This is a genomic window from Methylomonas sp. AM2-LC, assembly GCF_039904985.1.
Classification (GTDB): domain Bacteria; phylum Pseudomonadota; class Gammaproteobacteria; order Methylococcales; family Methylomonadaceae; genus Methylomonas.
In genome coordinates, this window is record NZ_CP157005.1 from 4,737,819 (window position 1) to 4,751,738 (window position 13,920).

The 13,920-nt window shown below is 48.9% G+C and carries 14 protein-coding genes; 3 read left to right on the forward strand and 11 right to left on the reverse strand.

Annotated features, from left to right (window positions below; all coding sequences use genetic code 11):
* Positions 1-159: 159 nt before the first annotated feature.
* Positions 160-1,503 (reverse strand): hypothetical protein, encoded by a 1,344-nt coding sequence (locus ABH008_RS21255; protein WP_347987606.1) that lies wholly within the window; start codon positions 1,501-1,503, stop codon positions 160-162.
* A gap of 304 nt (positions 1,504-1,807) precedes the next feature.
* On the opposite strand from ABH008_RS21255, the gene ABH008_RS21260 reads away from it, so the two are divergent.
* The 3 genes from ABH008_RS21260 to ABH008_RS21270 all read left to right on the forward strand — a co-directional run bounded on the left by ABH008_RS21260 (position 1,808) and on the right by ABH008_RS21270 (position 3,233).
* Positions 1,808-2,266 carry a helix-turn-helix domain-containing protein gene (locus tag ABH008_RS21260; protein WP_347987607.1) on the forward strand — a complete coding sequence of 153 codons (459 nt, stop codon included), beginning with the start codon at positions 1,808-1,810 and terminating at the stop codon, positions 2,264-2,266.
* Positions 2,267-2,836 carry a PIN domain-containing protein gene (locus ABH008_RS21265; protein WP_347987608.1) on the forward strand — a complete coding sequence of 190 codons (570 nt, stop codon included), beginning with the start codon at positions 2,267-2,269 and terminating at the stop codon, positions 2,834-2,836.
* A 124-nt stretch (positions 2,837-2,960) separates the two neighbouring features.
* A complete protein-coding gene (locus ABH008_RS21270) occupies positions 2,961-3,233 on the forward strand; it encodes an HU family DNA-binding protein (protein ID WP_347987609.1) in 273 nt (90 codons plus the stop codon).
* Positions 3,234-3,330: 97 nt separating this feature from the next.
* Here the strand turns inward: ABH008_RS21270 and traN are convergent, their stop codons facing one another.
* The 10 genes from traN to ABH008_RS21320 all read right to left on the reverse strand — a co-directional run bounded on the left by traN (position 3,331) and on the right by ABH008_RS21320 (position 13,913).
* Positions 3,331-6,126 carry a conjugal transfer mating pair stabilization protein TraN gene (traN, locus tag ABH008_RS21275; RefSeq protein WP_347987610.1) on the reverse strand — a complete coding sequence of 932 codons (2,796 nt, stop codon included), beginning with the start codon at positions 6,124-6,126 and terminating at the stop codon, positions 3,331-3,333.
* Entirely contained in the window at positions 6,123-7,154 is a 1,032-nt protein-coding gene (locus tag ABH008_RS21280; RefSeq protein ID WP_347987611.1) for a TraU family protein, read from the reverse strand. The genes traN and ABH008_RS21280 overlap by 4 nt, the downstream gene beginning before the upstream one ends.
* Positions 7,151-8,281: a TrbC family F-type conjugative pilus assembly protein gene (locus ABH008_RS21285; RefSeq protein WP_347987612.1), complete on the reverse strand. Its 1,131-nt coding sequence runs from the start codon at positions 8,279-8,281 to the stop codon at positions 7,151-7,153. The genes ABH008_RS21280 and ABH008_RS21285 overlap by 4 nt, the downstream gene beginning before the upstream one ends.
* An 82-nt stretch (positions 8,282-8,363) precedes the next feature.
* Positions 8,364-8,915: a signal peptidase I gene (gene lepB / locus ABH008_RS21290; RefSeq protein ID WP_347987613.1), complete on the reverse strand. Its 552-nt coding sequence runs from the start codon at positions 8,913-8,915 to the stop codon at positions 8,364-8,366.
* A gap of 4 nt (positions 8,916-8,919) precedes the next feature.
* A complete protein-coding gene (locus tag ABH008_RS21295; RefSeq protein WP_347987614.1) occupies positions 8,920-9,237 on the reverse strand; it encodes a hypothetical protein in 318 nt (105 codons plus the stop codon).
* A gap of 29 nt (positions 9,238-9,266) precedes the next feature.
* On the reverse strand, positions 9,267-11,678 hold the full coding sequence (gene traC / locus ABH008_RS21300) for a type IV secretion system protein TraC (RefSeq protein WP_347987615.1): 2,412 nt from the start codon (positions 11,676-11,678) through the stop codon (positions 9,267-9,269).
* Positions 11,675-11,953, reverse strand: a complete 279-nt coding sequence (locus tag ABH008_RS21305) for an RRXRR domain-containing protein (RefSeq protein ID WP_347987616.1) — start codon at positions 11,951-11,953, stop codon at positions 11,675-11,677. The genes traC and ABH008_RS21305 overlap by 4 nt, the downstream gene beginning before the upstream one ends.
* Positions 11,954-11,967: 14 nt before the next feature.
* Positions 11,968-12,267 (reverse strand): TraA family conjugative transfer protein, encoded by a 300-nt coding sequence (gene traA, locus ABH008_RS21310; RefSeq protein WP_347987617.1) that lies wholly within the window; start codon positions 12,265-12,267, stop codon positions 11,968-11,970.
* Between the two features lie 207 nt (positions 12,268-12,474).
* Positions 12,475-13,032 (reverse strand): type IV conjugative transfer system lipoprotein TraV, encoded by a 558-nt coding sequence (gene traV, locus ABH008_RS21315; protein WP_347987618.1) that lies wholly within the window; start codon positions 13,030-13,032, stop codon positions 12,475-12,477.
* Entirely contained in the window at positions 13,029-13,913 is an 885-nt protein-coding gene (locus ABH008_RS21320; RefSeq protein WP_347987619.1) for a DsbC family protein, read from the reverse strand. The genes traV and ABH008_RS21320 overlap by 4 nt, the downstream gene beginning before the upstream one ends.
* Between the last annotated feature and the right edge of the window lie 7 nt (positions 13,914-13,920).

A 13,920-nucleotide genomic window follows, 5' to 3' on the forward strand; every position in this document is an offset into this window, starting at 1 on the left:
CCTATTTAGTCAGGTCAAACTGCAAACCTCCCAAACTCAAAGTTTGGAACACAACATGTGTGTTGCTAAACCTCGTATTAATAATGGTTGTACGCACTACGCTGAACAAGGTTGGCGGCTCGATACAAGCCTTATGCCTTGAGCGCTTGCAACAGGCAACTATTGTTCCGCCCCTTTTTGAGATCGCAAGTGGCGAAAGAGTTTTTTTCGGATGGCCTCTTCGGATAATTCTTCATGATAATAAAACTCAATCAACGTGTAACCATACTGTTTACAAATGGTTTTTTTCTTACGATCATTGTCCTGCCGTTTCTTTAGTCCATCTTCGCCACCCCAATGGCCCAAAGCCTGATAGTGTTGTTCTCCCTGGTATTCGATACCTAGCCGAATCTCGGGTATCCATACGTCAAGCTCTAAACCCTGAAGCTCGATGCCTCGATAGTGATGAACGACCTGCATTGGAGAGAACATCAGTTTTACTATGTTGAACAAAATCGTCTCCGAAATCCATTTCTCCCCGATTTTTGGATAGCCAAAAGCTTCCCTAACTTCGTTTTCTATGTTTTTGTACTCTGCCCCCTCGTAGACGTCATGCCCCAGATTTTTTCGGGAAAATAATGTGTGATAAGGCAAATAACGCTGAAGAAATGTGGAATAGTACATGTAGCTGCCGTACATATGACCTGGAACCTTGCCGGTACATAGGCTGCAGATTCCATTCAATACTTGAATATTGTCTACTTGAGACCGTAGCACTTGTTCACTATTTCCGTAAGGCAATTGTTTTTCAATTTCATTTTTGCAGGAATAATGACCGTCAAAACATGCACATGTGAATAGTTGTCCGCAACGACGGCAGATGGACATGACTGGGTAAGAAATTTTGCCAATTCTGATTTCGTCGAGATCATGACGGCAGGGCTGATCAATTGCGGCCAGTTCGCTCAGCAGGTGGTTGTCAAAGTGAATGCCAAACAAGCAAAAATAGGACTTTTTCTTTTTGGCTGAGATTTGGTGCGCGTAACCCGTAGCATAAATTCCCTCTTCAAGCACAACATCAATTTCGTAATCCCCATTTTGGACAAAAATCAAAATATTACCCAGCGAGAAATCTTTAACTTTTGCGAATGGAAATAAGGACGGTAACTCACAATAGGCTCTGTCAATATTGTTGATTGCGGTAAAGCTGTAGTCCTCATGACCATATTTAGCGCAGAACTGCATATCAAGCTCTTGTTTAATGTCGTTTTTCCAGCCTGTAAATTTGATTAGATTTTTACCGGATACACATCGGCTCCCTCGGAGATAATTTGTATATCCCAATGTAGATTCTGGAAATGTACTTATTCCATATGTACTAAATACGCTTTCGAGCTGTTTTTTGAACTCAATCCTGACATCGTGAAAGAAGTTGCCCCTTTTCATCGGTGATCGAGCCAAAGCGTTACTAAATGTATCCTTAATTAGGGATGTTCGAATTTCTACTGTATGTTTCGTAGCCATGAATGTTATCTAGTAAACTTCAGCACAGCATTTGTGCTTTGTTGTCTTCTTTCTGTGTTAGGAGCGTATGCCAGCAACTCTTGAACAGTCCATTGAAAAAATTGAGTCGAGCAGATGAGTGTTTCGTTTATTTCACTTGTTTCGTTTATTTCGGTTGTGTATAATATTCCCATTCCTGAATTTTAACTCACCCAAATAAAGCATAACTCAGATCGCTGAAAAATTTCGAACCGGCCTAAGTATTCACAGAAAACTGAAACCGATGCAAATATTGATAGCATAAACTGACAACATAGAGAAAACGATGAACACAAAAGAAAGCCCTGACCTCCCAACAGAGGCCGAAGTTTCGCTGGCCAAGGAAAGTAGCAGATTGCTCTCCTTGTACTTAAGCAGTAAGGAAGATACTCAATCAATTCGAGTGATTGACCAGGCTGGGGAGCATGACGCGGTAAGAATTCCGACCGCTGCTTTCCGACTTTTGATTGATGTTTTGTCCGAAATGGCTCAAGGCAATGCAGTCAGTATGATTCCTGTTCATGCTGAACTAACAACACAAGAAGCGGCTGATATGCTCAATGTTTCCCGTCCGCATCTGATCAAACTGCTGGACAGTGGCGTGATTCCTTACCACAAGGTTGGGACTCATCGTCGTGTACGGTATCAAAAATTGGTTGATTTCAAAAATAAGATCGATACGGAACGGTTTTCAGCCTTAGAGGCATTGACAGCACAGGCGCAAGAATTAAACATGGGTTATTAAATGACCAGTTTCTCTGTAGTGTATGACGCATGCGTACTGTATCCGGCGCCCTTACGTGATTTACTGATGCATCTAGCGCTCACTGATCTTTACCGTGCAAAATGGACAGAACAAATTCACGAAGAATGGATCAGAAATCTTCTGGAAGCTCGTCCGGAGCTTACACGCGAACAACTGGAGAGAACACGCCAATTCATGGATAGCAGTGTCCGTGACTGTTTGGTTTCTGGGCACGAATTTCTGATTCCGACGCTGCAACTGCCTGATCACAACGACAGGCATGTCCTAGCAGCCGCTATTCGCAGTCATGCCAGTGTTATTTTGACCTTCAATTTAAAGGATTTTCCGGCAAGAGAGCTTGAAAAATACGACGTCGAAGCCTTGCATCCCGACGAGTTTATCTCGGATCTGATTGATCTCAATCCGGCAAAGGTTTTGGAAGCAGTTGCCAGGCATCGCCGCTCTCTGAAAAATCCTCCAAAAACCGGCAAGGAATATCTTGATACACTTCTGCAACAGGGATTACCCGAAACAGTTAGTCAGTTAAGGCATTGGGAAATAGCTTTTTAAAAAATTTTAGAAAAATAAGCTACCTTTTTAGCATGCTACAAACTTTGTAAGTATAAATCTTGTTCCCAAAGATAAGCGTTACCCCTTGGGAATCTCTGTTTTTAACTGCCTTTAGGAAATCAATATGAATAAATCCGAATTAATCAATGCTATCGCCACCCATTCCGGATTAACCAAAGCTGAGGCAGAACGTGCTTTGAGCGCCCTGGTACAGACTATTGGTTCAACCTTAAAAGCCGGCGATTCCATTGCGTTAGTTGGATTTGGTACTTTTGAAGTTAAGGAAAGAGCCGAACGCACTGGCCGTAATCCACAAACTGGCGAAGCAATTACCATCGCCGCGGCCAAGATTCCTTCATTTAAGGCTGGTAAAGGGCTTAAAGACGCTGTTCAATGAAGGTTTTAAATAATTGGTCAGGCAGTGCCTGACCAATATTTTACATTTATGCTGAGCAGGAGATTGTTTAGAGCTTCTTTTCAGCAAATCTAGATATCTATTGCGGCCCCATGCTCCAGCCTTGTTGCGCCGCTTGCTGTTTAACGGTCGGCACATCCAAACTATTTAAACGCCCTTGCGTACGGGTCAATGTATCCTGCCGACTGGTCGTCGCAGCAGGATTGTATTTTTGCGGATTCAGCCGGCTGCCGGAACCAGTGAGTTGATTTAGATTCAGCATGGAAGCCGCATTGGCGGCGGTGGGCAAATGATTGGTTTGTGCCAGAATACCCAGCCATTCACTAAGATTGACCCTAGTCCAGTCCACTCTGCTCAGGTCTTCGACTTTGATCCCCGAGCAATTGGGATTTTGCGCCGTACCAAAATCCATCCCCAATTGCGGCTTGATCTGTTCGTTCAGGATTCTGGCCAACGGTGAGTTGTAGCAGCAGTAGCTTTCCTTTCTGACCAGGCACAGGCCTAAAATTGAACTGCTTTGATCGCAATAGCTGCCGAGGTCGTGACAGACCTTAAGCTGTTTTTTGGCATCCAGTTGATATTCGCTCTGTTCGCAGGAATAGATCATCTGGATGATCATGACGATAATCATCACGGCGGTATAGGCACCCATCAGCGTGCTGAGCATTTCGCCGGCAAACGCTGCACCACCACCCATTTCTACGCCGCCCGATTCTGCTGCCGGCGTTAAATTGCCTGCCGAATCGAAAGCAGCCTGACCGCCGGCGCTGAAAAGCGCATTGCCAGCAGCTTCACCAAAGGTGCTGCCTATCCATTCCGCCACCGAGCTGGTCAGTTGTCCCTGTAGCGAGTCCAGCAAACCCTGTTCGGCCACATCGCTGACACTCAGCATGTCCGTACCGACCAGATCATTTACTCCCGATGCAAAATCCGCCTGCACGCCGTTCCAGACATCGGCTGCCGATGAAAATGGCGTACGCAGCACTTCCCAGACGCCACGTATCGACGAAGTGGCTTTCATATCCATGATAGCGTTATCCAATTGACTGGTTGCCATGAGCAGTTCGATATACTGGCTCAGTCCCATGCCACCAGTCGGCGAGTTACAGCAATCCACTAAGGAAAGACCGCCACCCACCATTTTGCACGTCCCGGCAGTCCCTCCAAAAACCTGACAGGTAGTCGGATCAATCTGTTGTAAACTCACGTTGGAGTATCCGCAATTCATATCCATTGCCATTTGCTGCACCGAATTTAATAAGGCTACCGCCTTGGTAAAATCCGTGCTTTGGGTTTGATTCACCGACATGCAATCCTGACCCATGCAGCGGATCGGCCCTGAGCATTGCTGGGTGCTGCTGCTTTGTATGCCGGGAATACCGACTTGTTGTCCACAGTCGTAGGTATCGATACTATCCCAGCAAGTACCTGAGGCCAGCACATCCAGACATTGGGTTTTGATAAAGGCACAGCCCTGACTTTCCAGGGATGAACATGTTATGGGTGGCGTGCCACTCGAAGGAGGCGTCACGCAATGGGTGCCGGTTGTGTCCGTCCAGCATTGGCCGACATTACTCAGATTACAATTTCCAGAAGCCGAGATATTCATACAAGTGCTGGGGATACCGGCAGAACTTGCCACCGGTGCCGGCGACAAACTGCTCGCACAGACCATGACTTGCGATACCGAATCGACATAACAACCGGAAGCATTGGCAGGATTGCTAGTACAGCTCAATTGACTTCCTGACTGGCAAATACCATCGGTGATGGCATTGGCCAGATTCTGACAATTCGGGCCGCTCCAGCTCCAGCTATCCTGGGTAATGAGTTTCGAGACATCATATTGAATCCGGATACGGGAATACCCCTCCCCATTACCGCCGACCAAGGTATTTTGCTGAAAGACTTTGTTACCGGTGCTGTTAAAGGCCCAAGTCACATCCAGATTCGGATAATCATTCCAGTTATGGCTAAGCTCACAAGGTGCTCCCCAACCAGTGGAGCCGGTATAAATTAGGTTTCCGCCATAAAAAACCTGTGCGTGGTCATCAAATTCAACCATGGCCAGCTTGGCGCTGATGATGGCTTCAGGATGTTTGACGTTATAAGTGACTTGCCAAGTAAAAACACCACAACCCGCGGACCAATAATTATCACCAACCACCCCAACATACAAATCCATACAGCCCGGTCCGCAACTCGATAGGCCTCCATTACCCGACACATAGGTCATTAAGGGTTCAACATTAACTTGGTGGGTGGCGGTACAGCTTTGCGGTATAGTCGGTTCACGCACGCAAAGCTGGTAATTTGGTACCTGCACCGTTTGCGTAGTTGCGGTTTGCGTGGTGGTAGTTGTGCAGTCCGAGAACGACTGTGCCCAAGGGGTAAAGTTAGCTAATATTTGATCGCTGGTTGTCCAGATTGGATCATTCTGCAAATCCGGATGCGACTGATGGGCATTATTGATCAGGGTTTGATAAGCCTGTCCAGTATTGCTGTTTTCGGTCGCTAAAGTGGTTTGTACATCCAGACCTGCCGCCAGCGTGCTGGTGTCGTTTCCATACAGGCTGGTGATGTTAGCTGTTGTGCTATTGGTATTACCCGAATCCGGAAACAATGTGCTGACATTTATAGTGGTTTGCTGGGAGTTGCCTGGATTCAATGTCATGACACCACTACCGCTATCCAGCGGAAACTGAAAGCCACCGACGATTTGTTGGCCAGCCTGTTGTCCCTGACTGCCGGCATTTTGCATGGCATCTGCCCAACTGAGACCAAACGGCGTCCAGGCCATAGTAATGCACAGCACACCCGCCAACGTGCGACTCAAAATCCAAAAACGATCAAAAAATGCGCCTAATCCCATCATTGGCCTATACAGCAGTCACGCCAAGCCCATTGGATATATACATGATCTTCGCCATGCCCAGGATAAGTCCGTCCCGCTCCCCAGGTAAACGTCGTCTCGCCAATGGCATGATTGGAACTGGTTTCCGCGACTGGATAAAACATGCTGAGCCGGTATTGCGATTTCGGTATGAAGGGATAAATCACTCCACCGCACAAGGCATCATTGCCGGCCGTTTTCCATGCCAGACCACGTCGATGCAAAGCCGCCGTTGCCCGCGTCGCCAGCAAACTGGTGATACGCGTATCGGTTCCGTAACTGGTCGGCGAAATCCCGGATAAGGGATACATATGCCCCCAGGCGCCGGCACACCAGAATAAGGCGTCAATTGGATTACCAGTGGCCGCAGCCGCCGCATCCCCTACACAGGCCGCAATGGCAACGGGATTAGCGAACAAAGCAGTTTCCGGACTGGTGAAAAACGCAAGCAAATCACTATTCCATGTCGGATCGAGCTCCGACACGTACATCAGATCAAAGTCCCGGTAGCCATCGGCATTGCAGTGGCTATCCCAGAACAAATCCAGCATGATAGTCAGCGGAAAAGCAAAATAGTGGTAATTGAAAAACGACATCTCGCTGGCGTCGAAATCCGCTTTGCCGGTGGTGGCGACCAGCCGAACCTGAGACATGCTGATGGTTGCACCACCCAAGCTTGGCGAACACCAAGGGTTACGGACCAGTTCGATCAGCCGGGCAGGATTCCACATGCCTATGGTCATACCTACTTGTGGTATACCCAGAGGTCCGTTACAAAAGCAGAAGATTTCATCGCTGGCAATCGTCGGCACATTGCCGCCGCCAATGGCAGCACCCGCCGCACGAATCGGAAAAAGACAATCCCAGCAGATATCGGTAATCAGTTTGCCGGACCAAAGCTGGGCATCGGCGCATAAGGGATCAGTGACGCTGGTTGTGGTGTCGGCATGGCTGTTAAATGCGAATAACAAAGGCAAAGCACAGCACCATTTAGTAAGTATCCTTGTCATGACGCCGCTCCAACTGAACAGCTGACTTTTCGTTCTCGGACCACTACTCGGTTGCCGGATTGCTCAATCAAGGCTGGAACGTTTTGCAGCTGAAACCGTTGCCGTACATCGGGTGTCAGTAAATACACCGGCGAATTCAAAGATGTTTCAAGGGTTTTCAACGCCTCCCAGCCATCCTGACGGGGCAATTGCGTTGCCAAATACATTCTCCTTGCCTTACCATCCTGACAGGACAAACTCTTAACTCTCTCGATTTGGGCTGGAACGGTACCGTCGAATACCAGCAGGCATAGTCCAAACGCCATCTTGTCCAAAGGATTAACGGTTTGTCCTGCCCGGACAATTAGATTGCCATTCGGCGCTGATAAGTCTCGGGGTGCTGCAACAGTCAGATCGACTATATGCTCATGATCTTCAGTCGCTTTAGGCAAAACTTCAAATTCTCGTTTTTGCCAAAATCGAGCAAGGGCTTGCTGCTTTTTCAGCTTCCAGTCTATGCTGGCTAGTCGGGTTTTCATCTCCTGAAGCATATCGACTTCGGCAATGTCATAAATCTCGCCAAAGCGTCCAAGATCACCTTGCTTATTCTGATCCAGTTGCGCCTTTACCCAATCCAGACTGGTAACACCTTTAACCTGTAAACGGACTTTACCTGAGCTTTCAATTACTATTTCCGGTACAGAGGTAACCCCGTATTTTTGGAATCGGGTCGGATCGAAAACGATATTTGGCACAGGGTCTATGCCCTTCAGAAGCGGTTTCAGTTCGGCAAACAATTGCGGCAGTTTTTGTTGAGGCTTGGGGCCACGCAATACCAGCAATACATCATCGCGACCGGAGACTTCCTGGAATATGCCCTTCAAAGCCACTTCGCCCTGCGAGAAGGATATAAACATCACCGTCAACGGCTTACTGGTATTGGCAGCTTTCTGAATCGCCGATTGTTTGTCGAACGGCAATACCGAGCCTGAGCCTTTCATCAATTCCATGGCTTCCCGCTTTGCATCGGCAGTATTTGGATTATTGTCGAGCCAAGCTGGTCGGGATTGTCCTTCCAGGTTTTTTAAAATCTGATGGGAATGCGTCAACCAATCTTCTTCAGCATAAACAGTGCACTGAAATCCCATCAAGACTACTAGCAAACCGATGCTTCTGTAATAGAACAAACGCTTAGCTATTAGCTGCTTAGCGTAATTCAAGCAACATGACTCAATAAAGCGCATAAGCCCGTCCAATCACCTGATAGTCGTAAACATACCCCCAGTAGCGCGAGTCAAAACTCTTCGGTGTTTTGCCGGTCACCCAATAGGCGGCTGACGGGATAGTTTCATCGCGGTTAAACTTATCTGGCGATTTCTTGAGCTTCTCCGCTAACGGTAAACCCTCAATCACCAGCGACCCGTTGATGGTGGTTTGCAGATTATCGACCTTGATGCGGTCACCAGTGACGCCGGCAGCGATTTTGACGATGATCTGACCATCCTTAAAATACGGCGCCATGCGTTCCGCGCGAAAGGCGATCAAATCGCCACGCCAGATGTCCTTATTGAAGGTGTCTATAATATAGATGCGTTTGTCCGGTAAACAGCGATCCAGTTGATCATCGCCGCCAATCAAAAAACGCTGGCCGAGGTAATACTCAACAGACAGAACCAGGATTAAAATCGGCAAGGCTCTGATCAAAAACAGGCCTAATGAGGCCTTGGGTTTATTGGCTGAAGTCGTAGCGGACAAGGATGAGTGGGTTGATATTTTTGCCATAGTCTTACTTTCCTTCTGGCCTGACATACACATCATCAGGTGCAGCGATGACGGCTGTTGCATCGATCACCAAGTAACCGGCCGCACTAAGTTTGGCGGATAATTTCTTCCAGTCAGCTACGGCATTCGCCATTTGATCAGCAGTCGCATTCGGCGGTAAAGCCTGTATCAACTTGGCGCGGTCTAAAACAAACATAGGCGTAGTCATACTCAACCGTTGCAAGGGTACTTTCAGCATCTGGTAGGAAACCAATGCGCCTCCGACCAGTCCCATGCTAGTGCCAATCAGGACAATAGCGACCCACTGAGCCTTACTAAACATGAGCTACCTCCAGAGTTTTTTGAGACTGATTACGCATACAACACCTCACGCTCTTTAGGTTTGCGGCTGTCCAGCACTTGCTGAACTGAATCGCCCAAACTCAAACCCTGGCGTCTAAGCAGCTTGATGGCTTGCACATCTTCGGGCTTGGTGGAAAATAGAATGCGTTTGAAAGGATCGACAATCAGCCGGCCAATGCCGGAACCCATTTCGGTAATAAAAAAGATTTCCGAATAAGCGCCTGGCAGTGTGTGAACGGTTTTGAGCAATTCATAGCCGCCGTCCGATAAGGGCAGCCGCCTATCCTGCTTCATGCCTTCAATCACTTCCGCCTTCTGACCCAGGAGATACATATTGGCCGAGTTCTCGACAATGGCTCTGCCAGCCGCATTGCGGTATAAGTCGTTCACTGACTGGGTAATCGTTACGGCCGCACCGCCGTATTTCCGAAAGCGCCGATAACCGTGTTCCATGAATTTGGCGACATCGCCTTCGGTCAGTAAATCCCAGGCTTCGTCGATAATGACGATTTTTGGGCGATTGCGCTCGCCGAGATACATTTCCTGCTGAATCTGGTAGATCAACTGCAGTAACACCACCTGTTGCAGATGTTTCCTCCCTTTGAGTTCTTCCAGTTCCAGTACTGTAAAATCGCTAGAGAACTTGGCGTTGTTGTGGCCATTGAAGTAACGGCCGTATTCGCCTTTGGTGGTAAAGGGAAATAACTGCTCGCCGACATCCTTTAGACGTTGGTCGTCTTCGGCGCACAAAGTGGCAGCAATGTCGTCGACTGACATGGCCTGGGCTTTCTCAGTCCACAAGTGTTTTAATATCCGTTTCAGACCAGCGGTTTGAAAATCAGTGAGTTTCTCGGTCGGTGCCGCCATTTGGCTGACCAGTCCGGCCAGCATGTCGGCTTCCTCTTCGAAACATTGAACGATCTCGAACGGATTCATGCAAATCCCGGAGCTGTTGGTGAATTTCACAAAATCGCCTTCCAGCACCTCGCAGAGATTTTCATAAGACCGACCAACATCAATCGCCCAGATTTGTGCGCCTTCGGTCAAATAGCTGACAATGATCTCGTTAGTCAGAAAGGATTTGCCCTTGCCGGATTCGGCGGCAATACACAGGTTGTAGTTACCAGTGGTATCGAATAAAGACACAGCCATGTGCTCGCCGTTGCGCGAAACGAAATTCAGAGTCGGTGTACCGGTGCCGGCCCAGTCGCCAAACAGCGGTAAAAGTGGAATGGCATGCCGGGTTGCCAAAGTGCGATAGCGTTTCAGCTCCGGTATTGCAGCTCTTTCCGGTCCAAGCGGCAAACAATTCAAAAAAAACGGCAAGCAAAAATACTTGTCTTCCAGTAGTTGAAAACCCAGTTCACGGAAATACACACGGGCATTGGAGATGGCAGAGGCTTCTTCCAGTTCATCACAGAACAACACCACACCAAAATAGCTACGAATGGGTCGGTCGCCATCGCCAAAGGCGTCAAACAGCAGATCGAAATTGAGCTTGCGCTGGATAAGCGCCGGCAAAAAGCGGGCAATCGGCGTATTGACCTGATTGGTAATAAATTGTCTCAGTCCTTCCAGCCTGGAACGCGTCGCTTCGCTGCCTGGATAATGCAAGGTCAGGCTAATCAAGGCATTCTGGCGGATGCCACGGGTGCCGGATAGAATGTCACCCAGATAGCTTTTGGCGCTACCGAAATAAAAATGATCCGGGGTGCGTTTGGCGGATAATGTTTTAACGCGTTTGGTTTCCAACCACAGGCCTTTTTCATCGGTCTGGATCGAATTGTCATAATCCAGTAATTGGTCGCGGATCAATTGCGTCGGATCGCATTCCGGAACCACCCGGTCTTTCCAGCCGGCATCAGGACTCCAGTTCAATAAGGTATTCATCACCCGGACATAGACATCGGCGCTAAGAATGTCCGGATATAAACCGATGGTTGCCAACGATTGCTGGGTGGCCATTTGTAATTCGCAGGCCGTGCGGATTTCCGATTCACTTGGTCGTGGATTGGCTAAAGGTAGTTTTACGCTGACGATGACATGACTGCGACGCAGACGTGCGCCGGAAATGGCTTCAGGAGGCTTTGCAGTGCCTTGCCGCAAAAAGTCGATGCTGGACCAGGTCATGGCTTTATAGGTTGGCTTTTGCTGTTTCAGACGGCGGGTTTGCATCACTGCTAGGGACTCTTCGATATCCGGCGAAGTCCATAGGCTGATCTGCAATAGGGTTTCGGTCGGCCAGTCCTGATTCAGCAAAACATTGACGCGAGCTGATACGCTATGATCAGCGCCAGTCAAGGGCCGGCAGATAAAACCAAAGCCGAGGCTGGAATCCGCCAGTAGAAACAGATGATGATCTGGTTCATAGGCCAAGGCGGAAAACAGGGTGTCGGCGGTATGAATACGCGCTTTCTTCATTGGCTATCCTCCTGAGACAAAGCGCTTTGTGGAAATGGCTGATGTTGGACTATCAGCCGTATGGCGTAAGGACGACGACAGATGCGTACAGCACGCTTTTTTTGAATCAATTGGCGGGCGCGAGCTGGATGGCATGGATGCAGCGGTCGGCCATCGCCGGCTTCAACCAACACGCTCAGTAAATGCGGGGTCTTGGGGGTAAATCGAGCAGACACTCGATTGGAAGTGCGGCGGTTGCCCGCCGCCATCTCGGTTCTGGAGCTCAAACCGGTCATAAAGTGCATGCGGCCTAGATTGTCGCAGTGACGATGTTGGTAATAATCGTCGGTGCTGCATATAAGCCCACACCACTGGATATTCCCAACACAAAGCCCATCATATTGCCCCGCACGACGCCGGCCACCAGACCGACGATGACGAAGACAATGGCGATAATCCGGCCCAGCAAGCCTTCGACCCAGCCCGTAAGCAAGGTCCAGACGTTGCTAAACTCGGTTCCGGCGGTACCGGCCATGCTATCGGGCGCCATCGTCACCAATAGCACGGAAACCAGGGCAATCAACACCCCGATTCGACGGTTAAATTTCATAGTAAACGACCTCATGAGTTAATGAAAAATAATGAAAAAACGGTTCCCCGTCCTAGTCCGGATTAAAAATCCGCTTGTTTTAAGCAGTTGCCCGCTCAATCTCGCCGATCCTGAAGGTACCGGCGGTCATACTTTAAAATCGGCTCGACCGATATGCTCTAGGGTTTAGAGTTCAGTGTTTATAAAATTGTTTGTTGGCTGTGGTGGCTAATTGTTATCCGTGGTTTTTCTACCTCCTTGCGGCAATGTTCGTAGTTCTGTGTCGGTTTGTGAGTTATCCAGGTCGCGTGCTTTTTCAGGCGGACGTTGCTCGACTTGCAGCGGCACCAGCGAAGGACTGATGGTCGGAGCGCTTTTGCCTATCATCCAGCGGCGGGGCTCGATTTCGGTATAGACATAGTTGGAGACCATCAAATCGCCTTCGGCATCTTCCCAGGGCGCAATCCAAATTCGCATCACCTGGGCCGGGGTACGAATCGGCGTGGGATCGTCGATTTTCGGCACTGGTTGTTGGAGTATCGGTGTTGGCGGTAAACTGCTTAATGAAGCGGCACTATCGGTTTGTGCATTTACGCCTGCCACATTCACCTCGCTCGTTTTCGTGGGATCAGGCAAGGCTTTGTCCGATAGCTGGTAAGCCTCGGTCGTCGATAGACACTTGGGGTCTTCCGGCATGCCTTTACAGCCGTATTCGGTCGTCGCGCAGCCGCTGGCTAATATGCTGATCAAGACCACAGGAATTCGGTAATCAATACGATGGCTCACGGCTTTTTCTCCTGGTGGTCTGCTTTGGAATCGGGTTGTGCTGTTAAAGGCAACGCAGCTGATTTAGGTATCGGGGAATTTACCGGTAACGTAGTGATCGCCGGTTTATTTTCCAGCCAATCGACTAACGATTCTGGTGCTCCGCTATGGGTACGGCCGTCCGGCGCAATCAGAAACGGCACGCCCTGGATGCCGAATAATTTGGCGGTAACCACCGCTTTTTGCAGTGGCTCACGATTGCATTGCGTGGGGTTATCGGTAGGTAAGCCAGCATAATCCTGCTTCAACAACCGGTCTTTAACGGACTCCTGCGCTTTTTTGTCGTTGGAAGCCAATTGACAGGCCAGTTGCAAGGCCACGTTTTGCGATTCCTGACCCAGTATCGGCACCATCACCAGTTTGAAGGTGTACTTGTCCTGTAAGGCTTGCAGGTCTTTCATCACCTTGCCGCAATACGGGCAGCGTGGATCAATGATCGCCAACACCGTTTCCTTGCCATGTCCAACCGTCACAGGCCCCAGGTCGTCCAGATTGAGTTTCATCCTTGATAGATCGATACGATTGGCAATCTTGTCGATATCGGCAATGTCCTTGATTTCCTGGCTAGTCCAGACATCGATCATTTTGCCGCCCACAATGCCGAAGCGGCCATTGCTGGAAACAAACATGATCTGGTCACCGGTCTTGATCATCTTTAAACCGGTAATCGGTAAATCCTGCATGCCATCTATCTTGGCGGACAGCAATCCAGCGCCCAGTGTGGAAGCATTCGGTTTGGCCGCTTCGATCGCTTGAACTGGTTGCATAAACAATGAAAATCCGGCCTGAACAACCAGAGATACCTGCAAAATAGTCAGAAGGGATACTTTCGGCATTGGCATAGTCGGT

Coding starts and splice junctions, on each gene's coding strand:
- ABH008_RS21260 (WP_347987607.1), top strand. CDS start 1,808: ATGAACACAAAAGAAAGCCCTGACCTCCCAACAGAGGCCGAAGTTTCG.
- ABH008_RS21295 (WP_347987614.1), bottom strand. CDS start 9,237: ATGTTTAGTAAGGCTCAGTGGGTCGCTATTGTCCTGATTGGCACTAGC.
- ABH008_RS21270 (WP_347987609.1), top strand. CDS start 2,961: ATGAATAAATCCGAATTAATCAATGCTATCGCCACCCATTCCGGATTA.
- traC (WP_347987615.1), bottom strand. CDS start 11,678: ATGAAGAAAGCGCGTATTCATACCGCCGACACCCTGTTTTCCGCCTTG.
- traN (WP_347987610.1), bottom strand. CDS start 6,126: ATGATGGGATTAGGCGCATTTTTTGATCGTTTTTGGATTTTGAGTCGC.
- ABH008_RS21265 (WP_347987608.1), top strand. CDS start 2,267: ATGACCAGTTTCTCTGTAGTGTATGACGCATGCGTACTGTATCCGGCG.
- ABH008_RS21280 (WP_347987611.1), bottom strand. CDS start 7,154: ATGACAAGGATACTTACTAAATGGTGCTGTGCTTTGCCTTTGTTATTC.
- ABH008_RS21320 (WP_347987619.1), bottom strand. CDS start 13,913: ATGCCAATGCCGAAAGTATCCCTTCTGACTATTTTGCAGGTATCTCTG.
- traA (WP_347987617.1), bottom strand. CDS start 12,267: ATGAAATTTAACCGTCGAATCGGGGTGTTGATTGCCCTGGTTTCCGTG.
- ABH008_RS21255 (WP_347987606.1), bottom strand. CDS start 1,503: ATGGCTACGAAACATACAGTAGAAATTCGAACATCCCTAATTAAGGAT.
- lepB (WP_347987613.1), bottom strand. CDS start 8,915: ATGGCAAAAATATCAACCCACTCATCCTTGTCCGCTACGACTTCAGCC.
- ABH008_RS21305 (WP_347987616.1), bottom strand. CDS start 11,953: ATGACCGGTTTGAGCTCCAGAACCGAGATGGCGGCGGGCAACCGCCGC.
- ABH008_RS21285 (WP_347987612.1), bottom strand. CDS start 8,281: ATGGGATTTCAGTGCACTGTTTATGCTGAAGAAGATTGGTTGACGCAT.